The sequence below is a fragment of the uncultured Dokdonia sp. genome, from assembly GCF_947492535.1.
Lineage (GTDB): Bacteria > Bacteroidota > Bacteroidia > Flavobacteriales > Flavobacteriaceae > Dokdonia.
Window position 1 is genome coordinate 174,096 of sequence record NZ_CANLNH010000003.1, and the last position, 21,286, is coordinate 195,381.

A 21,286-nucleotide genomic window follows, 5' to 3' on the forward strand; every position below is an offset into this window, starting at 1 on the left:
CAGTTTGCCAAGTGTATTGTGAGGTAGTTATTAAAAATTGGTTGTTAAATATTGTTAATAAAAAGTACGCTTTCGCGAAAGCGTATACCCATAAAAACCTTTTAAAATAGGTATATTGCTAGCTAGTAAAATTGACATAAAAATTTAATCAATCTATATATGGCAGGAGGAGAAAAATTGATCCCAATTAATATTGAAGATGAAATGAAGTCAGCGTACATCGATTATTCGATGTCGGTCATTGTGTCACGTGCATTACCCGATGTACGCGATGGTCTTAAACCTGTACACCGTAGAGTACTCTATGGTATGCACGAGTTAGGTATTCGTGCGAGTGGTGCTCATAAGAAATCTGCAAGAATTGTAGGAGAAGTATTAGGAAAGTATCACCCACATGGAGATACATCTGTATACGATGCAATGGTACGTATGGCTCAAGAATGGAGTTTACGTTATATGCTTATAGATGGTCAAGGGAATTTTGGTTCTGTAGATGGTGATAGTCCAGCTGCAATGCGTTATACAGAAGCACGTATGCGTAAGATATCAGAAGATATGCTTGCAGATATAGAAAAAGATACGGTAGATCATCAACTTAATTTTGATGATACACTTTATGAGCCTAAAGTATTACCAACACGAGTACCTGGATTACTTATCAATGGCGCTTCAGGAATTGCGGTAGGAATGGCTACCAATATGCCTCCTCATAACTTGACAGAAGTTGTTAATGGAACAGTAGCTTATATTGAAAACAACGATATCGATATTGATGAGTTGATGCAACACGTAAAAGCTCCTGATTTCCCTACGGGAGGAACTATTTATGGATATGATGGCGTACGTGAAGCATTTAAAACTGGTCGTGGTCGTGTAGTGATGCGAGCTAAAGCGACCATAGAAGAAGTAAAAGGGCGTGAGTGTATAATCGTTACCGAAATACCATATCAGGTAAATAAAGCCGATATGATTAAGAAAACGGCAGATATGATCAACGATAAGAAAATCGATGGTATTTCTGCGATACGGGATGAGTCTGATAGAAACGGAATGCGTATTGTATACGTTTTAAAAAGAGACGGTATTCCAAATATTGTTCTCAATAAATTATATAAGTATACAGCATTACAATCTTCATTTAGTGTAAATAATATAGCACTTGTAAATGGACGACCAGAAATGTTGAACCTTAAGGATATGATTCACCATTTTGTGGAGCATCGTCATGTGGTAGTTGTACGTAGAACAAAATACGAACTTAAGAAAGCAGAAGATAGAGCACATATCCTTGAAGGATTAATTATTGCATCAGATAATATTGATGAAGTAATTGCTATTATACGAGGAAGCTCAAATGCAGATGAGGCTAGAGCAAACCTTATAGAACGTTTCAAACTCTCAGAAATACAAGCAAAAGCGATTGTAGAAATGCGATTACGCCAGTTAACAGGTCTAGAACAAGACAAGTTACGTGCAGAGTTTGATGAGATTATGAAAACGATAGAAGATCTTAAAGATATTCTTGCAAGCAAGGAGCGTCGTATGAATATCATCAAAGAAGAACTGTTAGAAGTACAAAGAAAATATGGTGATGAGCGTCGCTCTGTTATAGAATATGCAGGAGGGGATGTAAGTATTACAGACCTTATTCCTGATGAAAAGGTAGTGATCACTATTTCTCATGCTGGGTATATTAAGCGTACGTCACTTACCGAATATAAAACTCAGAATAGAGGAGGTGTAGGACAAAAAGCATCTACAACACGTAATGAAGATTTCTTAGAACATCTTTTTGTAGGAACTAATCATCAATATATGTTGTTCTTTACTCAGAAAGGAAAATGTTTCTGGATGCGTGTATTTGAAATTCCTGAAGGAAGTAAAACGTCTAAAGGAAGAGCTATTCAGAATCTGATTAATATAGAACAAGATGATAAAGTAAAAGCATTTGTTACTACGCAAGATCTCAAAGACGAGGAGTATGTAAATAGTAATTACATTATCATGGCGACTAAGAAAGGGCAAGTGAAGAAAACATCACTTGAACAATACTCTCGTCCTAGAACAAATGGTATTAATGCAATTACTATTAAAGAGGGTGATGAGTTACTAGAAGCAAAACTTACAAATGGAGAGAGTCAAGTAATGCTTGCGGTTAAATCTGGGAAAGCTATTCGCTTTGAAGAAAGCAAGACTAGACCTATGGGTAGAGGCGCATCTGGTGTTCGTGGCATAACTCTTGCTAATGAGAATGACGAAGTCGTAGGAATGGTTTCTGTAAATGATGTAGAAAGTAATATTCTAGTGGTTTCAGAAAAAGGATATGGCAAGCGTAGTAGTCTTGAAGATTATCGTATTACGAATCGTGGAGGAAAAGGTGTAAAAACAATTTCTGTAACAGATAAGACAGGAGAACTCGTTGCCATTAAGAATGTAACAGATGATGATGATCTTATGATTATCAATAAGTCAGGGATCGCGATCCGTATGGAAGTTGCAGATTTACGTGTCATGGGTAGAGCCACGCAAGGAGTAAAACTGATCAACTTAAAAGGAAGCGATTCTATTGCAGCTGTAGCCAAAGTAAAACATGATGAAGACGAAATAGATGAAGATGATTTAGAAGGTACATCAGAAGCTACACAAGCAACTGAAGGACAAACTGATTCAACTCCAAACACAAATGCTTCTGAAGAAGAAGAATAAATAATGGGGTTGAACAAATTTTAATTAATTTTGTAACCCCTTAATATTAAACAATAGATAATGAAGACTAAATTTTTATTTGTAATAGCCCTAGCTTTAGGAGTTTCAGCATTTGCTCAAAAGAAAGAAGTAAAAGCCATTCAAAAAGCGATTAAAAGCGGTAGCTATGGAGAAGCAAAAAATCTTGTTGGAGCAGCAGAAGCTTTAATCGGATCTATGGATGATAAAACAAAAGAAAGCTTTTTACTCGCAAAAGCACAAGCCTTTTTAGGTGTTAATAATAAAAACGCAGAAGATCTTAAAGTAGCTGCAACTGCTTATAATGACTTGAAAGATACCAAGTATAATGCAGAAGCAGAAGCTGGTATTTCTAATGTAGTTGTTGCAATGGTAAACTCTGCTATTGAAGATCAGAATACGCAAAATTATACCAGTGCCTCTACAAAACTTGCAGATGCATATAATTATAGTAAAAATGATACTATATATCTGTATTATGCTGCATCAAACTCTGTAAACGGTAAAGATTATGATACTGCCTTAACGTATTATAATCAACTTAATGAACTTAAGTTCTCAGGAATTGAAACGTTATATTACGCCACAGAAGTTGAAACTAATAAAGAAGTTCGAATTCCTTCAAAACAAGAAAGAGATCTTTTGGTTTTAGGTAAGACACATATCAAACCAACTGAAAAGAAAAGTGAATCTAAAAGAGGCGAGATCGTTAAGAATATAGCATTAATCTATATGTCTCAAGGAAAAAATGAAGAAGCTCTTGCTGCGATGGATGCTGCGCGTGCAGAAAATCCTGATGATCTTATATTAATTCGTTCTCAAGCAAACATATACTTAGAAATGAATCAAATGGATAAGTATAAGGCAACGATCAAAGAAGTGATTGAAAAAGATCCTAATAACCCAGAGTTATATTACAACTTAGGAGTTGGAGAAGATAAGTTAGGAAACAATGAAGAGGCTAGAACATATTATGAAAAAGCAATTTCTTTAAATCCAGAATATTCTGCTGCTTATAATAACATTGGTGCTCTTATTTTAGGTGCTGAAAAAGCTATTGTTGATCAGATGAATAGTCTTGGTACTTCAAATGCTGATTATAAAAAATATGATGAGCTTAAAGAGAAAAGACAAAACGTATATAGGGAAGCTGCTCCATACTTAGAGAAAGCATTACAATACCGCTCTGACGAAAAAGGAACTGCACGCTCATTAGAATTAGCACGTACATTATACGGTATCTACCAGCAATTAGGAGAGACTTCTAAAGCAGATACGATGAAAGCAAAAATTGAAATACTAGAAGAAGGAAATTAATTTTTCTTATTTCAAGCATAAAAAAACCAGCAATTAATTATTGCTGGTTTTTTTATGCTTTACTTTTTGTAAGTACCTTTTTCTTTAAGGAAAAGAACTTTTGTACCATTATTGACTTTAAACTTAGTTTGTAGTGTTTCTCTTTTACGCATTCTTTGTAAAAAAACTTCTAAGTGTAAATGTGGACCTGTACTCCAACCTGTATTTCCACTGTATCCAATTAATTGTCCTTGTCTTATAGAATCTCCTATAGCTACAGTAGCACCATTTTGTTTTAGATGTGTGTATTCTGCAAATGTACCATCTGAGTGGTATATAATAATATGGTTGTTGTATTGTTTACATTCTTTCGTACCGCAATTTTGATTATGCTGCTTTACGACTTTGACAACAATACCATCTCTTATGGCATGAACCTCAGAGCCTATAGGCATATCAAAATCTAATGCATTTTTTGTGTAATGTGAAAATGTACCATTATATCCCTGATCTACTTGAAATGATGCTCCTTTTGCAAATGGGAGGTCGTAATGATACTCTTGATCATAGGTGTCTTTAGTAGTATCTCCATAATTAGTCAGTGATGTATATGATAATTTATATCCCTTTCTTTTATCGATGACTGTTAGTTGTGTAACTAATTGTTTTTTTTGATGTGGTTGAATCACATAAACGCTATTGTTCTGATCGTGTAAACGCAGGTTGGTCACTGTAAATTCTAATTGAATACTGACTGGACAGTATTCATTATTATCAGCATAAATGATATAACCGTTATCACTTTTTTCATAATACACTTTCACATCATGATTAGCATGTAATACTAAAGATATAAGGAGTAGGAGTATAGTACAGATTGTTTTCATCATAATGCGTATGACTCTATAACTTCTTTATGATACGTTCTATTGTTTTCCAATTACGAGTTGTCATATTTTTTCCATACGTATTTTCTAAAATTTTCATAGCTGTGGTTGTTTTAGAAATAGATAGATTCAAGACACTGACAATAGAAGTTCCTCTTTTTTCAATAATTTGATAGGAGGTATCAGAACTTATCCAAGGTAACTCTATTGAAGAACTCACATCTTCATTTAAAAATGATATATATAACCTAGTATCCTTTGTTATTACAATGCTATCAAAAGGATTGTTTTTATATAACTGTTGTATTTGAGTAGCTTCTCGTACACAGGTTGGAACAGGAAATTCGAATGTTTTTTCTAATACGTCTGTTATATTCTTTTCTATGTTTTTGATATGATTATTAGTCGTACTAAAAATAACATTTCCAGAATTTAAAACAGTAATGATATTAGTATATCCCAATTGAGTAAATACTACTTTAAGATCTGCCATTGGGAGTTTATGATGTCCTCCTACATTTATACCTCTTAGAAAAGCAATATATGTTTTAATCTTTGTTGTCATTGATGTACCGAATAATTATAAAAATAGTTTTTTTAAAAACGTTACAAGTACTACTTATATAGAATTTCAGATCCCCTAACTGGATTATCCGTATATATTTTCACGAAAGTGTATTTCTTATCATATCCATGCATCTATAAAACAGGTACTTATACGCTTTTTCAGAAAGGGTTTAAAAAATACCTTGCATAAACATTAAAGGCTTAGATAATACCCATATACCCATAGAAATAAATAGCGGAATCCGAAAAGCTATTTTAATAGAGTAGGAACGTATAAAACCCAAAAAATGAAAAACACCTCACTATCAGAACATGCACATTCAGAAATTGTAGAAAAGCTAAAAACACTTCTCAATAAAAATGAAGATATGCGCATTGCATTGTTAGCCTCTTTACAAGCGGCTAATAATTCGGCACAAGAAAGTTTAAATAAAGACCTTTACAAGGCTATTAATAACGAGTTTAAAGGAAATGGATGGCCAGTTACTATCGAATCTTATTTTGATTATTTAGATCTTTATGTACGACTTGTACCTAATGAAACAAATGATCCTAATTATCCTAACGCTTGGAAGAGTAATGGAGAAGAAAATGGATATAATCAAAAAGTCTATGATTTACTATGTCAGTTTTATTGGTTAGTAGATCAGAAAGTACCTAATACAACAATTACATTACAAAGTTTTGACGATTTTGCAGCTTGGTTAGTAGAGTTTGCAAAAGCCTGGGGACGTTTCTTAGATACCAAACCGTCGTTAACCAAAGAGAGTTTACATTCTTTTAAATATGATTCTATGTATAATTATCCTTTATATGCAGCAAATGAATCAAGTTGGAATACCTTTAATACCTTCTTCTATAGAGAGTTTAATAATGCAAATCCTGAAACGGGTATATCACCATTGCGTCCAATTGCGGCCCCTGATACTAATGAGACCATTGTTGCTCCAGCAGATTGCACGTTTAAAGAAGACTATCCTATTGATTCAGAAGGAAATGTATTAGACACAGAAGGGCAGAAAACAAAAATCAAATTTAAGCAAACGCATACCATAGGTACCGTTAATGAGCTGCTAGATAATAGTGAGTATGCCAAAGACTTTTATGGAGGAACCTTTGTACATTATTTCTTAAGCCCTTTTGACTACCATCGTTTTCATACCCCTGTAAGCGGAAAGATCTTAGAGATTAAAGCACTTCAAGGCAAGGTTTTTCTTAATGTAAACTTGACAGAGGATGGACAATGGGATGCACCAGATGGAGCAGAAGATGGTTATGAGTTTAACCAAGCGCGTGGTCTTGTCATTGTAGATGCAGGACCCGTAGTAGGTAAAGTGGCTATACTGCCTATAGGAATGGCTCAAGTGTCTGGGGTAGAAATGTACACAAAACTTCAAGGGCAAACAGTTGTAAAAGGTCAAGAATTTGGGAAATTCAAATTTGGAGGATCAGATATTATTATGTTATTTGAGAAAAAACCAAACGATCTCTATATGTTTAAGAAAGATCCTGCGCATAACCCTATTCATTTTCAATATGGACAGACAGCTGTTTACTGGAATAAATAGTTATGAGTACGCTTTCGCGAAAGCGTAAACAGCATCCATTCATATAACTAGTATATCTAGTAAAAGGTAGATATATGACCATAAAAAGCAACAATTCTAAGAAAGGAATTGTTGCTTTTATTTTTCCCTGTAAAATTATAAACAGATGTTATGTTATTGTAATTTATGTAGCGCTTTTGAAAAGTCACAGCTACTGTAAAAACGATGATGCAATTATGATTTACTTATGTATCTTTCTAATACTATAGTTTCCAATACGTATTAAAATCAGAAGTATAGTAACTATTGCAGCAAACCAAGCCGTATTATAAACCCCAAAATAAAATTGATCAATTGGAATAAGCTCTGAAAATTGAGCTCCTAAAACGATACACACTAAAAATATCCGAATTGCAGTTTTAAACCAACTAGGCTTCGTTTGCATTTCATAAAACCCAATGATTAACACAAACAAAAATAAACTATCCCCATGAAAAAGGCGACTTATCAATCTATTCATTTCAGGATTTGCTTCCCCCCATGCAACATAACCATAATAACTTATAATAGATAAAATCAGTTGTATTACAATGACAATACTAGAAAAAAGAGGTTTGTAGAATTTCATTAATTAGTGATTATTTTGGCTTCGTATAGATGTTAGTAATTTTAAGTAGATTAAGATATTGCCAAGTTTACTGTAATTGCAGGTGTATAGTACATTATTTTCCTTGATATAATGCGTTCACCTTTTTTAATTCAATTGAACTATTTATTTCGTAAAAATAATTCAATTGCCATTTTTGAGTCTGCTCTGCTTGTTTACTTTGAACACGATCCCATTTTGGATACACTCTGAACCCTCTTTTTCCTTCTTTCTTTTCTGTTGAGATTATACCTTTTTTAATCAGCACAGATTTTGGAAAAACAAACTGTCCAAACTCATTTTTAGTCCGAACGTTTACTACATAAAAATCAACTTGGTCAGATTCATGAAAAGGCTCAATGGGTCCATTTCCTTTGCGTTTCCAAAATGTTACAAATTGGCCAACCTTTTTAGGAGTGATTTTAGCGTTTCTGCTTAAGATATTTAATCCGTTTAGTTTAAATCGACAGGCTTTATATTCTTTACTTTCCGATTCAATTTTGAAATCTGAAATTTGAAGAGAACAGGTATCATATATCTTTGTTTTAATTTCGTTAAGGATAGTATCCATTTCTGTTTGATTATAGCTTTTGTTGTGACTAGTTTTCTTTCTATTTCAATATACTCTGATTTTCCAAAACTAAAACCTTATGTATTGTAAATTAATGAATATTAGAATTTTAAATACATTAATTTTAACTGAAGCTGGAGACAGGTATTAATTATAGAGGTCTCAAGTTAGCTGTTACTTTCTTAACTGTAGTTTCATTTCTAATTGTTCTAGATTTTTTTTCAATCCTATATGTTTAAAAAAACGATGTGTAGATTCCGAACCTTTATCGACATTAATAATTGAGAGCGTATTCCCATATTCCTCTAGTAATTTTGAAACCAAAGTCGAAGCGATTTTATTTTTTCTATATTTTTTATCGACAGCTATTTGTAGTATTCTTTTAGTATTCGGGTTATATATAATATATCCCACTAATGTGTTTTGAATATAGGCGCCAAATGAGATACTAGTATCTTTTAATCCATTAATAACATTATTTGAGTTTTGCCAAGTAGGGGAGATATCCCAAAACGATTCCATTAAGCTCCAGTTATATTTCTTTAATTGCTTGATTTCTATACTACTGTTTGTTTGTAATGTAGGAACCTCTCCTTTATAGCATAATAAGGTTCTTTCGATTTTATATCCAGCGAATTTATAAGACTTAATTGCTTGAATATTTTCAGAAATGACTTCAAGGAATAATGTATCAATTCCTTTTTCTTTTAAAATTGGTAAAATGAAGTGATACATCTTTTTTGTTAACCCTAAACCTCTTTTTTTAGGAATCACTCCAGTCCCTCCATTATATAGTATTTTCTCACCATTTATTTTATCGAATCCATGTAAAATAAAAGCAATTAGATTCCCATTTTCGAATACACCAACAGATAAGTTCAAGTGTACTTTGTCAGCTAGCATTTTTGAATCTAGCTGTCCTTCTGTTAGCTTAAACGGAATAAAATAGTCAGAAAAGGACTCATTAAATGTATCTAGAATTTCTTTTGTTTCTATTCCTGTTAGCGTATTAATTATCATCCTAGTGTTTGAATTACTATGTGTTAGTGTATGGTTCTTTGCGTGTCTTAAACACTAAAGTTAGCAAATACATGCTGAATAGAAAATTCGCGAGAATTTTCAGAAGTAGGTAATAAGAATAAATTAATAGACATAGTTTATTTCCTAAAAATCACTTTATGTATTTTCAATTCAATTTTTGTTCCATCAATTCCTGTTCTTTCCATAAAATGCGTGCCCATTGATTTTCCGATATCAATTTTTTCTATTCTCGAAAAATAATATTCGGCATCTCTCTCTGAAAATTTTTTAAATGACACCCATTTTAAATCTCTAATATTTTTAGCGAATTCCTTCCCGGTTATTGGTTCAATTTCTTTGACGATTCCTATTTCAGAGGGTAATTCTGATTCAGTTCCGTTAAAGAAGTGCATACTTTTTCGAACTCTCTTTTTTGCTTTAAATCCATAAGGTGCAGGAATTAACAGCTCTCCATTTTTTGTATAATTATTGTTTCCGTATTCAGAACTTGAAAACAGAGCTTTTGTATAAACTTTATTTTCGATTTGTTGGAAATTCAAAGGTATTTTGAAAGGATTTTTAGAGTCCATTTGTTTACTTTCTATTTCCAATTCTAAATCACAGTTTTCGGGCAAATTCATTGTTACTTCACAATCACAAAACGCACCATTCAATTCTAAAATATCAGTTAAATCGGCTTTATTAATTTCATTTTTTTTAGCCCATTCAAAAGTGTTTTTGTATGAGTGATCACAACCATTTTTTTTAATTTTATTTTCTATATAAACACAAAGCTTAATGACTTGATTTTCTGTTAATATGGTCATTTTTCAAGTTGTGGTTAATGGTCTCGGCTATGATTTCGTTTTGGAGTCATCCACAAGATTAATTTGCCGAAATCCAGATGTTTGATTTATAATTTTATTTTAATTGAGCCTATTTGTTTATGAATCAATTTTTTAGAGTATAGTGACATTAAATATTAACCTGGGATTTGAGCTCTCAGTATTTTTTCGTAGCCGCTAATTAGTTTACTTAGCCATTCTGAGGGTTCATGTGGTCTAATAATAATTTCTAATTTTGCGGTAGCTAAGGGTTCGTTTTTTTCCGAAAAAGCGCCGCTTTTCGAAGCAGATGTGCCTGAACTGAAACTAACCATTAATTCATCGTTTTTAATATCAATGTCTAAGGTTGTTGTAAATTTCAACTCATCAATAGCTGAAGAATTAATAGGCACCATCGTAATTAAAGGAACTTTTATATCTACGGATTCGACTTTACCGTCTACGGTGGTAGATGGATAATCTATGTTGAAGGTTTTAGCAGTATACTTTTTAGTTTCAGGATCGTAATCAAAGAAATCTTTAATAATCTTTCTTTCATTATCCGCTATATTTTGATTGGCCTGTTTGGCTGCTTCATTGATGGATTCTACTAGTTCTTTAAACTTAATCATGATCTTATTGTTTTTTTTAAAGCGTTTGTTTTTAATGTTGCCTAACGGTTTTATACACCGTGTTGTAGCAAGTTATTTTTCTTTTAACATTTCTATTTTTCGAATTTCTCTTTCACTATTAAATTTCAACAACCATTTTTTTGGAATATAACTTTCAAAAAACTCCCATTTGTCAGACTTTAATTCCGTCTTTCTAAGTTTCTTAATAATCATATTCAGATGGTGAATATTCCAAGACCAAAACTCTATATCTCTTATTTTTGTTTTTAGCCATAAATCAAATTCTTTAAGTTCATCCCAATTTAATTCAGCTCGGAAAGTACAATCCATACAAATGAGGTTCCATTTTTTTTCAAAATCCGAAATATCCATAAAATGCTCAATTTCTTCGGGAGCATTTTGATTTGTCGCAATTATTTTAGACTTACACTTTTTACATTTAAGTTCAACCGTTTTTGGATAATGCATATGAGCATATTTTATATGTGTTTTTCCTCCATTATTAATTGAACTATTCATTTTCTTTGCTTTTTGCCAACATCAGTATAAAGCTAATATACAATTTTATATATGCTACCTATACAGGATCAATAGGCTATCAAAAGGTTTTACAATCAATAGAAATAACTAAAAAATGCTAGGGTATCAAAAGGTTTAAAAAAAAATCAAAGATGATCGGCGCCCCGTACAGCTAATGATAAAAATTGTACTTTAAAATATGAATATTGTATACTCGTCTTACTTCTTGATCCCTTTTCGCGAAAGCGGAATTTTAAAAAGGGAATATTGAAAATAGCCTATAGAGAAGAGAACAAAGGAAAAGAATCTAATAACTAGCGATTACTAAAGTTTAGCTAAATTATTGTGTGTGTGGAATTCTGAAATAGATTCGAATTTATTATAGAAATCAGTGTGATAAAAAATCACACCACCTTCTTAATCACCCGTAGTTTATGGGTGTGTTTCTTTTGGTGTACATTATAGATGCCAGAATGATCTAAACGATCTATGCGCACTTCGCCGTGCGCGTGGATGATATAGTTATCTTCCATGATGAGACCTACATGAACAATGGCGCCTTCATCATTATCAAAAAAGGCAAGATCTCCTGGTTCGCTTTCTTCTATAAAACTAAGGGCTTCCCCTTGTGTTGCCTGTTCAGAAGCATCGCGTAGTAATCGGTGACCATTCAATCTGTATACCATTTGTGTAAATCCAGAACAGTCAATCCCAAAAGGCGTACGGCCGCCCCATAAATATGGCGTGTTTAAATACTGTAATGCGGTTTCAATGAGAAGGGTTTTGTCTTTTTTACCAGAGGTAGTAGGTCCTTCATAGGTGCTTTTTAATAGTGAAAGCGTATGAACAGACGTTCCCAAAAGAACGGTTTGTAATTGCCCGTGAGCATCAGATATGAATTGTACAGGATCTGAGATGAGTGAAGGAGTTTCTGCTTTCGCGAAAGCGTATTCCTCTTCACTGATCTCTTGATACTGTTTATTATCGATCCACCCTACATAATTGTCATGTGCCAAACGAATACGACTCCAAGATTTCCTTTTTTCAGGTACCTTAAAGACTTCTCCATATAGAAGTTGATTCACCATCTCACTACGATCAGAAGGTTCTAATCGCATGGGGATGCTACTTAAATGACATATGCCGTATTTCATATAGGAAAGGAGGTCGTACTATAGGTTTTCTATTACGATGGCAGAAGCACCACCACCACCATTACATATCGCAGCAGCTCCTAGCTTTCCATTGTTTTGTTTTAATACATTGAGTAATGTAATCAAGATACGCACACCACTACATCCTAAAGGATGTCCTAATGATACGGCACCACCGTTTACATTTACATTTTTATCGGTAAGACCTAATATTTTCATATTGGCAAGACCTACCACAGAAAAGGCTTCGTTGAACTCAAAGAAGTCTACATCATCTTGAGAGACACCAGCTTTTGCAAGTGCTTTTGGTAAAGCTTTAGAAGGGGCTGTTGTAAACCATTCTGGTTCATGTGCAGCATCTGCAAACCCTTTAATAACACAAAGAGGCGTAAGGCCTAATTCTTTTGCTTTTTCTTCACTCATTAAGACCACAGCACCTGCGCCATCATTAATGGTAGAAGCATTGGCAGCAGTTACCGTTCCATCTTTTGTAAAAGCAGGACGTAGGTTAGGAATTTTATCCATACGTACATTGGTGTACTCTTCATCTTTGCTTACAATCACATCATCTCCACGACGTTGTGGTACGGCTACCGGTACAACTTCATCATCAAATTTTCCAGCTTCCCAAGCAGCAGCACTACGCTCATATGATTGGATCGCATAGGCATCCTGATCTTCTCTTGAGAATTCATATTCAGTAGCACATTGGTCTGCACAAACCCCCATTGCATTGCCATCATAGGCATCTACAAGACCGTCTTTTTGCATGCCGTCTACCATACTTTGCGGTCCAAATTTATGACCGTTACGTAGGTGTACATAATGTGGAATACGACTCATATTTTCCATTCCGCCTGCAATAACGATATCATTATCACCTAGCATAATAGATTGTGCTCCTAGCATTACGGCTTTCATTCCTGAAGCACATACTTTATTTACGGTAGTACAAGGTACAGTGTCTGGAATACCAGCACCAATAGCAGCTTGTCTTGCAGGTGCTTGTCCTACGCCAGCTTGTACTACATTTCCCATTAATACTTCGTTTACAGAAGCTGGGTCTAAATTTATTTTATCCATTGCTCCTTTTATAGCAATGGTTCCTAACTTGCTGGCAGATACAGAAGAAAGGCTTCCTAAAAAGCTTCCTATTGGGGTACGTGCAGCAGCAACTATAACTACATTCTTACTCATACTAGTTGTGTTTATGATATGAAAAAATCACTACGCGAAAGTACTAAAATTTAGCATATCTGTTTATCATTTTATGTTTGTTTTGCTAACATTATTTCTGATGAGTTGGTGAGTATTTTATCAATGACCTTACACTTAATTTAGCGTTATATACGCTCCTACCTTACGGCAGGCAGGTTCGCGAAAGTATACAATTACGCTCGTGCTAGATAGGAGTTTTGTTTAAAATAGTGTAGTGCGTTATTTGTGATCTTTTTGTACGAAAATTATGATCTCTCCCTTCCGTCTATATCTCGTGCCTCGATATATCCACCTTCCCTCGCTGAGGGAAGGAGCTTTTTTCTAGTTTATTCTCTTAAGGGTAAATACCTCGAGGTTCTTTATTTCGCTTTCGCGAAAGCGTATGCAGGAATCACATATTTTTAATTCCCCCTTTATGGGTTAGGGGGCTTGGCTTTCATTTTGGGGGTTAGGTGGAATTAGAGTACTTTAGCTTTGTTAGAGAAAACTATGGCAACTGTTGTAAAAACATTTTATAAAAATCAAGACTTACTTTATAAGTTATTATTAATAGCGGTGAGTTCGGTGTTGATTGTGTATTTCTTTCCAAAGAGTGGGAAGTTTCAATATGATTTTCAAAAAGGGTTTCCGTGGGCGTATGAAAACCTGTATGCCGATGAGGATTTTGCTGTTTTAAAGAGCGAAGAAATACTTGATAAAGAACGGGAAGAAATCCGCTCACAAGCGTTGTTGTACTTTGATTATGATACCAATGTCATGAATGATGCGATAGCTCGTTATGATGCTTCTTTTTCTAATGTTTTTAAAGATTCGCTAATTACCAACGAAACAAAATTCCGTCTTAAGAATTTTGGTCGTACGCTACTCACAGATATTTATAAAACGGGAATCACAAAAGAAAAACCAGCGTTTGATGCCAGCCGATTGGCATATCTTAAAAAGGGGAGTGAGGTGACGCAAGTAAATCTAGGTCAGATTTATGAGTCTAGTGAAGTGTTGTCTTTAGTACAGCGTAAACTTGATGATAGTAATTATGCAGACTATAAAAATCTGTTTTTGCAATTATTTTACGATAGTATTCTTCCAAATGCAGTATATAACGCAACACTTACCGAAAACGCGATCACCCAAGAATTATCACAGGTATCGCCTACACGAGGCGTGGTTGCTCGCGGAAGTCGAATTATTACACGAGGTGAAATTGTAGAAGGGGAGGCGTTACAGAAAATGCTTTCGCTTAAAGCGAAATATGAAACACAAAACTTTAGTGATTCTAGATACAATTGGATTGTTGCTGGCTATATTCTATTAGTAGTTTTAGCCCTTGTGATGCTTTTGTTATTTATACGAAATTACCGACCTAAAGTATATGAGAATAATACACAGATCACATTTATATTATTTAATGTCCTCTTGATGGTATTACTTACGACGGCAGTGGTGAAGTTTCGTCCTGCGTATGTATATGCAGTGCCATTATGTATCTTACCCTTGATTCTTAAAGCCTTTTTTGATGCTCGATTGGGGCTATTTACACATGTGATTACCATTTTATTACTTGGGTTTATTGTACCTGATAGTTTTGAGTATTTCTTTTTACAGGTTATTGCGGGTATTGTTACGATTTTAAGTACACAAGAATTATATAAAAGAGCCAATCTCTTTATTTCTGTTGGACAGATTACATTGATCTACATCATTGCATATTTTGCGTTTAATAGTATTCATCAAGGAGGTGTTGAAAATCTGGAGTGGGAAAACTTAGGGCTTTTTATATTAGCGGGTCTTGCTACGTTATTTGTACAGCCATTAATTTACATCTACGAAAAAATCTTTGGCTTGGTAAGCGATGTCTCGTTATTAGAACTGTCTGATACCAATTCTAAATTACTCAAACAGTTGGCAGATAAAGCGCCAGGAACCTTTCATCATAGTTTAAATGTAGCTAACTTATGTGAAGCAGCAGCAAATGAAATAGGTGCAAATGCGATGCTCGTGCGTGTAGGGGCTTTGTATCACGATATTGGGAAGATGAATAACCCTACTGATTTTACCGAAAATCAAGCCACAGGAATTAATGTACACGACGATCTTTCTCCTAAAGAGAGTGCCCGTATTATTATAGATCATGTGATAGATGGGATAGAAATTGCACGTAAAAATAAACTTCCAGATCGTTTGATTGATTTTATACGTACGCATCATGGTACAAGCACGGTACATTACTTCTATATGAAGGAAAAAGAAACAAATGAAAATGCATCTATAGCCGATTTTCAGTATCCTGGGCCTTTACCGTTTAGCAAAGAGACAGCTATCTTAATGATGTCAGATAGTGTAGAGGCGGCGAGTAAGAGTTTGAAGAATCCAACCTCCATGCTTATTGATTCTTTTGTAGAAAAGATCATTAAAAAGCAAATGGATGATGGGCAATACTTAAATGCAGATATCACTTTTAAGGAGATTCAGCAGGTGAAAAAAGTCTTAAAACGAAAATTGACCAATATTTATCACTTACGTATTGAGTATCCGGAGTAATAAAACTTCTAATCGATAGTTTTAATAATTAATGAGATATTTATTTACACTTATTCTTTTAGTTCTATTAATTATTAGTTGTCAAACAAATAAAAATTCACCTCCACCTTTAGGAGAATTACATATAGACGGGCAATATTGTAAATATCCCGATAATAATTTTTTAATTCTTCCATTTGAATTACGAAAGAATGGAGAGTCAATCAAACTAGATACTATTCGTGTTTATCGAGATGTACAACCAGTAAGATTGCCTTTCGGTACATATAAAATTATATTTGAATCAATTTATCAAAGACAAGAAATAATTGAATTTGAACTTAATAGCAGAGTTCAGAATATAACGCTCTGTATTGATAAAATAAATTATCAATTATCTGATAGCGATCTATTAATTAATCTATTAAAGGAAGGTGAAAAATTAATAATAGACTTTAATTCTTCAGGATGTTTTCATTATGTAGATTCTCAATTAGAAATAATAAGAAATGGAAATTTTTATTCTACAAGTTTAAATGATAGATCAATTATACTTACTCCACTACAATTACAATTAGTAAAAGAGTTTGAGTTTGAACTTAGAAATATTAAATCTAATCAATGTTCTACATCTGATACTTATAGTTTGAGAACAACTATAAATTCTGAAGTTATAGAATTTATTGATGCTAGTTGTCATTGGAATGGTTTTGAAAACCTTTTAAAAAAACTAGGTTATAAGAAATAGTCATTATTCCGCTTTCTCGAAAGTGGAATAAGTGGCATATAAAAAGGAAAATAAATGTATATAAGAATAGTAGAATTTGAAAGAAAAATTTGAATTCAATCCTTTTGCTGGAGTTTTAGAAGAGGATTTAGGAAAAATTCTCGTCCCTATATTTAATATAGACGCGATATCATATCAAATAGAGCATGCTGATTCATTAGCAATAGAATTCATAGGAAAACAGGGAAGAGGAAAAACAACTCATTTGCGATATCTTCAAAAGCAATTCAATAAGTATCCTATATTTTTATTAAATACAACCAATGCAAATATTTCTGAAATGATGACTCATGAAGCAGATGTTGTATTTGTAGATAGCATCCATCATTTATCTATAGCTGATCGGATACAACTTTTTAGATCTAAGAGAGTGGTTATTTATACCACGCATTGGAGTCGGAAATATGCTTGTGTATTAACGAACAAGAAACATTATTCAATTCCTTTTAAAGGGATCACAGTAGCTACATTGCGAAGTGTGATAGACAAGCGATTACAACTTGCTTCTAGAAATAAAATTGTTATTGACGATCTATTTACAGAAAAAGAATTGAAATCTTTGATACGGAAATTTAAAGATAATTATAGAGGGATTATAAATCATTTATATGAACAATACCAATGAGTAAAGCAGTATTAGAAAAGGAAATCGTAATAGAAGAAAGTACAGATAATTATGAAGTGTCTGGCTATCTTTCTATCACATCATCAGAAACTATTGATGTAGACGTAATAGGAGGAATGGTATACCTTGAGGCTAGAGGTAGAATGGCTAGTAAAAAGAGAGAGTTTATGTCTTTTAGAATTTCTAATAGAAAGACATTACAAGCAAATGTACCTTATAAAATTCCTTTTTCATTTACACTAAATGATGTTGAAATTGGGACTTATAAAGGAAAGAATGTTGATATTGCTTATCGATGTGAAGCAAGAATTCATGTAGAGGATGATGATATAGGAAAAGTAGATCGTAGTTTTTTCTCAAAAGTAAAGTCATTTGTCACTTCTGATGATTCTCTAAAAACGTCTGCTTATTTTTATGTAGAAGATACGACAAGTACCTATAAAATTGAAGAGACAACAAGAACTCTTGATTTTAAAACTAATCTTATGATGTCCATTATCATAGCAATCTTATTTGCTGGAATCTATCTATTTTTAATTCCCGAATACAATGTTGGTTATATAGCTCTTGGTCTTATTGTATTGCTATTAATTCTTATCGTTACAAAGATGTATATGAAAAACGCCTTAGGTGATGTAACGATAGAAACGTTACAAGATGAAGATGCATTTCTATGTACCATTAAAAAGACTAAAAATTTTAATCTAGCAAATCAATATTTATATTATAGAATTATAGAAAAGGTAGTAGATGATAGAGGAACTTCTTCTACTACATATCGGTCTACATTATATACTTCAGAGAAGAAGAAGCTAGTAAATCATAGGGACTATGCGCAATTAAAATTTACGTATCCTACTTCTAGAAATTGGCACTCTAATGAATTAGGTATAGGAGGTGTAGAAATTTATTGGGAAATGCATCTGGTTGGTACAAGCTATTTAGGATTTGTTCTTAAATACACAACTGGTTTTTTTGTAGCACAACGTAGATAATTTTAATAAAATGATAGGGTCTTTACAAAAAAAAGCAAAAAGTAAGATGCTACTTTTTGCTTTTTAATAATTGAAAATATTGATATACGCTTTCGCGAAAGCGTAATTTTTTATATAAGGTTACCTCAATGCAGGATAGGTCTCAGGATCTACTTCATGCATCATTTCATACACTTTTTCGAAGATATCTTCGGCAGATGGTTTAGAGAAATAATCTCCATCGGTACCATAAGCGGGTCTATGTGCTTTTGCAGTTAATGTTTGTGGTTTACTATCTAAATACTCATATGCATTTTGATCATCTAGTATGTGTTGTAATAAATACGCACTAGCACCTCCAGGCATATCTTCGTCAATAACTAAGATACGATTGGTTTTTTGTACACTCTTTACTACATCATGATTGATATCAAAAGGTAATAGCGATTGTGCGTCAATCACTTCGGCATTGATACCAACAGTTAATAATTGTTTAGCTACATCTTGTACAATACGTAAGGTACTTCCGTAAGAAAGTAAGGTAATATCAGATCCTTCTTTTACCGTTTCTACCACACCAATTGGGGTACGTATCTCGCTTAGGTTGTCTGGCATTTGCTCTTTAAGACGATACCCATTTAAACATTCAACAATTAATGCAGGCTCATCACTTTCTAATAGTGTATTATAAAAACCAGCCGCCTTCGTCATATTACGAGGGGTAAGGATATACATTCCTCGTAATAAATGAATAGCTGCAGCCATTTGTGATCCACTATGCCAAATTCCTTCGAGTCTGTGACCTCTAGTACGAACAATAAGTGGTGCTTTTTGGCGTCCATGTGTACGGTAACGAAGTGTAGCAAGGTCATCACTCATAATCTGAATAGCATACAGTAAGTAATCTAAATACTGTATCTCAGCGATAGGCCGTAGTCCTCGCATCGCCATTCCTATTCCTTGCCCTATAATAGTAGCTTCACGGATTCCCGTATCAGATACACGAAGCTCTCCGTATTTTTCTTGTAATCCTTCTAGTCCTTGATTTACATCTCCTATAGTTCCTGCATCTTCTCCAAAGACAAGCGTATTAGGTTGTGTATTAAAGATAGTGTCAAAGTTCTCTCGCAAAATCACACGTCCATCTACCATAGCGCTATTATCAGTAAATACAGGTGCTACTTCTGCAATTTGAGTAGCATTACTAGCGGTTTCACTATATAAATGCGCACTATAATCTGGCTGTGTTTTTTCGATATATGATGAGATCCAGTCTTGTAATAACGTTTTTGCAGAAGAAGTTTCGCCTATTACATAATGTAATGCTTTACGGGCTACGCGTAGGATATCGCTTTTGAGCGGTTCTTTATTTTCTGCAAGTTCTGTATGTAAAGGTTGTATAAAACTTCCATTAGCAGATGCTTGTATCAAATCCTGAAGGATAGACAGTACTTTTTGTTGTTCAGTTTGTGTAGGGTATGAAAACGCTTTCCAAGCTGCTTTTTTACCATCACGCACTTCTTTTTTAATGTCTTTATCTATGAGATCAAGTTCTTCTTGTGTCGCAAGTCCTTGGCTAATGATCCACTCTTTAAACTTTACGTTACAATCGTGTGCTCTTTCCCAAGTAAGACGCTCTTCATTTTTGTAACGCTCATGCGATCCTGATGTAGAGTGTCCTTGAGGTTGTGTTAATTCTAATACGTGTACAAGTACAGGAACATGTTCTTCACGTGCAATTTTGCCAGCACGTTCATATGCTTCTATAAGGGCAGGATAATCCCAACCATTTACACGTATAATCTCATAACCAGCTTCTTCTTCAGTACGTTGGAAACCGCTTAATATTTCAGAAATATTTTCTTTAGTTGTTTGATGCTTTGCGTGAACAGAGATTCCATACTCATCATCCCATACATTAATCACCATAGGGACTTGTAATACACCTGCTGCATTGATAGTTTCAAAGAAGAGTCCTTCACTGGTACTTGCGTTTCCAATCGTTCCCCATGCAACTTCATTACCATTATCAGAAAAGTTTTCTTTTTCAGTACTCGTTACCTGACGATATATTTTGGATGCTTGTGCAAGTCCTAATAATCGAGGCATTTGTCCAGCAGTAGGAGAGATGTCTGCACTTGAATTTTTTTGTTCGAGCAAGTTATTCCAGTTTCCATCTTTATCTAAGCTATGTGTCGCAAAATGACCTCCCATTTGCTTTCCAGCACTCATAGGGTCAAAATCGATATCAGTATGTGCATACAATCCTGCAAAAAACTGCTCTATAGATAGATGGTCTATTGCCATCATAAAGGTTTGATCTCTATAATATCCAGATCTAAAATCTCCATTTTGAAAAGCACGCGCCCAAGCAAGTTGCGGTAATTCTTTCCCATCTCCAAAGATGCCAAATTTTGCTTTTCCAGTAAGGACTTCACGTCTTCCTAATAAACTACATTCACGACTCGTTACCGCTATTTTGTAATCTGAAAGGACAGATGTTTTAAAATCTTCAAAGGAAAGTTTGGTATTTTGAGTCTTAGTTGCTGTCATAAGGATATGTGTGAAAACTTGTGCAAAATTACGAAAAACAACCCTCAAAAGCAAGACCGTTTTGCGTTAACATTTTAAATATAATTCATTGTAGACGTTTTTTTAATGAGAATATTTCAAAAAAAAACAATTTATTGGGTTTTTGTTAAGAAAATGATAATAAAATAAAGGGGGTTGTATACGCTTTCGCGAAAGCGTACTAAGTATAATTATAACAGACTATAG

The 21,286-nt window shown here is 33.8% G+C and carries 18 protein-coding genes; 7 read left to right on the forward strand and 11 right to left on the reverse strand.

Going from position 1 to position 21,286, the window contains the following annotated elements:
- The first annotated feature begins 159 nt into the window (after positions 1-159).
- Together gyrA and Q1A60_RS05465 are read left to right on the forward strand one after the other, a co-directional pair.
- A complete protein-coding gene (gene gyrA / locus Q1A60_RS05460) occupies positions 160-2,706 on the forward strand; it encodes a DNA gyrase subunit A (RefSeq protein WP_299765336.1) in 2,547 nt (848 codons plus the stop codon).
- A gap of 60 nt (positions 2,707-2,766) precedes the next feature.
- Complete coding sequence (locus tag Q1A60_RS05465) at positions 2,767-4,041, forward strand: tetratricopeptide repeat protein (RefSeq protein WP_299765334.1); 1,275 nt, start codon at positions 2,767-2,769, stop codon at positions 4,039-4,041.
- A gap of 59 nt (positions 4,042-4,100) precedes the next feature.
- On the opposite strand, the gene Q1A60_RS05470 is transcribed toward Q1A60_RS05465, so the two are convergent.
- Together Q1A60_RS05470 and Q1A60_RS05475 are read right to left on the reverse strand one after the other, a co-directional pair.
- On the reverse strand, positions 4,101-4,910 hold the full coding sequence (locus Q1A60_RS05470; protein WP_299765332.1) for a M23 family metallopeptidase: 810 nt from the start codon (positions 4,908-4,910) through the stop codon (positions 4,101-4,103).
- Between the two features lie 13 nt (positions 4,911-4,923).
- The gene (locus Q1A60_RS05475) at positions 4,924-5,472 is read right to left on the reverse strand and encodes a DUF1697 domain-containing protein (RefSeq protein WP_299765330.1); all 549 of its coding nucleotides are present in this window, start codon (positions 5,470-5,472) and stop codon (positions 4,924-4,926) included.
- Positions 5,473-5,761: 289 nt separating this feature from the next.
- Between Q1A60_RS05475 and Q1A60_RS05480 the strand changes: the two genes are divergently transcribed.
- The gene (locus tag Q1A60_RS05480) at positions 5,762-7,042 is read left to right on the forward strand and encodes a phosphatidylserine decarboxylase (RefSeq protein ID WP_299765328.1); all 1,281 of its coding nucleotides are present in this window, start codon (positions 5,762-5,764) and stop codon (positions 7,040-7,042) included.
- 220 nt (positions 7,043-7,262) lie between these two features.
- Here Q1A60_RS05480 and Q1A60_RS05485 read toward each other — a convergent pair whose 3' ends face one another.
- From Q1A60_RS05485 to Q1A60_RS05520, 8 genes are all read right to left on the reverse strand, one after another.
- Positions 7,263-7,649, reverse strand: a complete 387-nt coding sequence (locus Q1A60_RS05485; protein WP_299765326.1) for a hypothetical protein — start codon at positions 7,647-7,649, stop codon at positions 7,263-7,265.
- A 94-nt stretch (positions 7,650-7,743) separates the two neighbouring features.
- A complete protein-coding gene (locus Q1A60_RS05490; protein ID WP_299765324.1) occupies positions 7,744-8,238 on the reverse strand; it encodes a MepB family protein in 495 nt (164 codons plus the stop codon).
- 174 nt (positions 8,239-8,412) lie between these two features.
- A complete protein-coding gene (locus Q1A60_RS05495; protein ID WP_299765321.1) occupies positions 8,413-9,258 on the reverse strand; it encodes a GNAT family N-acetyltransferase in 846 nt (281 codons plus the stop codon).
- Positions 9,259-9,395: 137 nt separating this feature from the next.
- Complete coding sequence (locus Q1A60_RS05500) at positions 9,396-10,085, reverse strand: DUF2695 domain-containing protein (RefSeq protein ID WP_299765319.1); 690 nt, start codon at positions 10,083-10,085, stop codon at positions 9,396-9,398.
- A 155-nt stretch (positions 10,086-10,240) separates the two neighbouring features.
- Positions 10,241-10,714, reverse strand: coding sequence for a DUF2589 domain-containing protein (locus Q1A60_RS05505; RefSeq protein ID WP_299765317.1), 474 nt, complete (start codon positions 10,712-10,714; stop codon positions 10,241-10,243).
- 72 nt (positions 10,715-10,786) lie between these two features.
- Positions 10,787-11,233, reverse strand: coding sequence for a hypothetical protein (locus Q1A60_RS05510; protein WP_299765315.1), 447 nt, complete (start codon positions 11,231-11,233; stop codon positions 10,787-10,789).
- A gap of 404 nt (positions 11,234-11,637) precedes the next feature.
- Positions 11,638-12,387 carry a C40 family peptidase gene (locus Q1A60_RS05515; RefSeq protein ID WP_299765313.1) on the reverse strand — a complete coding sequence of 250 codons (750 nt, stop codon included), beginning with the start codon at positions 12,385-12,387 and terminating at the stop codon, positions 11,638-11,640.
- Between the two features lie 18 nt (positions 12,388-12,405).
- Positions 12,406-13,584 (reverse strand): acetyl-CoA C-acyltransferase, encoded by a 1,179-nt coding sequence (locus Q1A60_RS05520; RefSeq protein ID WP_299765311.1) that lies wholly within the window; start codon positions 13,582-13,584, stop codon positions 12,406-12,408.
- Positions 13,585-14,094: 510 nt separating this feature from the next.
- On the opposite strand from Q1A60_RS05520, the gene Q1A60_RS05525 reads away from it, so the two are divergent.
- The 4 genes from Q1A60_RS05525 (at position 14,095) to Q1A60_RS05540 (ending at position 18,529) form a co-directional block, all read left to right on the forward strand.
- Entirely contained in the window at positions 14,095-16,143 is a 2,049-nt protein-coding gene (locus tag Q1A60_RS05525) for an HDIG domain-containing metalloprotein (RefSeq protein WP_299765309.1), read from the forward strand.
- Positions 16,144-16,174: 31 nt separating this feature from the next.
- A complete protein-coding gene (locus Q1A60_RS05530) occupies positions 16,175-16,870 on the forward strand; it encodes a hypothetical protein (RefSeq protein ID WP_299765307.1) in 696 nt (231 codons plus the stop codon).
- A 76-nt stretch (positions 16,871-16,946) separates the two neighbouring features.
- A complete protein-coding gene (locus Q1A60_RS05535; protein WP_299765305.1) occupies positions 16,947-17,534 on the forward strand; it encodes a hypothetical protein in 588 nt (195 codons plus the stop codon).
- Positions 17,531-18,529 carry a hypothetical protein gene (locus Q1A60_RS05540; RefSeq protein ID WP_299765303.1) on the forward strand — a complete coding sequence of 333 codons (999 nt, stop codon included), beginning with the start codon at positions 17,531-17,533 and terminating at the stop codon, positions 18,527-18,529. Before Q1A60_RS05535 ends, Q1A60_RS05540 begins: the two co-directional genes overlap by 4 nt.
- Positions 18,530-18,649: 120 nt before the next feature.
- Here Q1A60_RS05540 and Q1A60_RS05545 read toward each other — a convergent pair whose 3' ends face one another.
- Complete coding sequence (locus tag Q1A60_RS05545; RefSeq protein ID WP_299765301.1) at positions 18,650-21,061, reverse strand: alpha-ketoacid dehydrogenase subunit alpha/beta; 2,412 nt, start codon at positions 21,059-21,061, stop codon at positions 18,650-18,652.
- Positions 21,062-21,286: the final 225 nt, after the last annotated feature.

What these genes read in the sequence shown, in the direction of transcription:
- gyrA (WP_299765336.1), top strand. Translation starts at nt 160, where the DNA reads ATGGCAGGAGGAGAAAAATTGATCCCAATTAATATTGAAGATGAAATG.
- Q1A60_RS05465 (WP_299765334.1), top strand. Translation starts at nt 2,767, where the DNA reads ATGAAGACTAAATTTTTATTTGTAATAGCCCTAGCTTTAGGAGTTTCA.
- Q1A60_RS05470 (WP_299765332.1), bottom strand. Translation starts at nt 4,910, where the DNA reads ATGATGAAAACAATCTGTACTATACTCCTACTCCTTATATCTTTAGTA.
- Q1A60_RS05475 (WP_299765330.1), bottom strand. Translation starts at nt 5,472, where the DNA reads ATGACAACAAAGATTAAAACATATATTGCTTTTCTAAGAGGTATAAAT.
- Q1A60_RS05480 (WP_299765328.1), top strand. Translation starts at nt 5,762, where the DNA reads ATGAAAAACACCTCACTATCAGAACATGCACATTCAGAAATTGTAGAA.
- Q1A60_RS05485 (WP_299765326.1), bottom strand. Translation starts at nt 7,649, where the DNA reads ATGAAATTCTACAAACCTCTTTTTTCTAGTATTGTCATTGTAATACAA.
- Q1A60_RS05490 (WP_299765324.1), bottom strand. Translation starts at nt 8,238, where the DNA reads ATGGATACTATCCTTAACGAAATTAAAACAAAGATATATGATACCTGT.
- Q1A60_RS05495 (WP_299765321.1), bottom strand. Translation starts at nt 9,258, where the DNA reads ATGATAATTAATACGCTAACAGGAATAGAAACAAAAGAAATTCTAGAT.
- Q1A60_RS05500 (WP_299765319.1), bottom strand. Translation starts at nt 10,085, where the DNA reads ATGACCATATTAACAGAAAATCAAGTCATTAAGCTTTGTGTTTATATA.
- Q1A60_RS05505 (WP_299765317.1), bottom strand. Translation starts at nt 10,714, where the DNA reads ATGATTAAGTTTAAAGAACTAGTAGAATCCATCAATGAAGCAGCCAAA.
- Q1A60_RS05510 (WP_299765315.1), bottom strand. Translation starts at nt 11,233, where the DNA reads ATGAATAGTTCAATTAATAATGGAGGAAAAACACATATAAAATATGCT.
- Q1A60_RS05515 (WP_299765313.1), bottom strand. Translation starts at nt 12,387, where the DNA reads ATGAAATACGGCATATGTCATTTAAGTAGCATCCCCATGCGATTAGAA.
- Q1A60_RS05520 (WP_299765311.1), bottom strand. Translation starts at nt 13,584, where the DNA reads ATGAGTAAGAATGTAGTTATAGTTGCTGCTGCACGTACCCCAATAGGA.
- Q1A60_RS05525 (WP_299765309.1), top strand. Translation starts at nt 14,095, where the DNA reads ATGGCAACTGTTGTAAAAACATTTTATAAAAATCAAGACTTACTTTAT.
- Q1A60_RS05530 (WP_299765307.1), top strand. Translation starts at nt 16,175, where the DNA reads ATGAGATATTTATTTACACTTATTCTTTTAGTTCTATTAATTATTAGT.
- Q1A60_RS05540 (WP_299765303.1), top strand. Translation starts at nt 17,531, where the DNA reads ATGAGTAAAGCAGTATTAGAAAAGGAAATCGTAATAGAAGAAAGTACA.
- Q1A60_RS05545 (WP_299765301.1), bottom strand. Translation starts at nt 21,061, where the DNA reads ATGACAGCAACTAAGACTCAAAATACCAAACTTTCCTTTGAAGATTTT.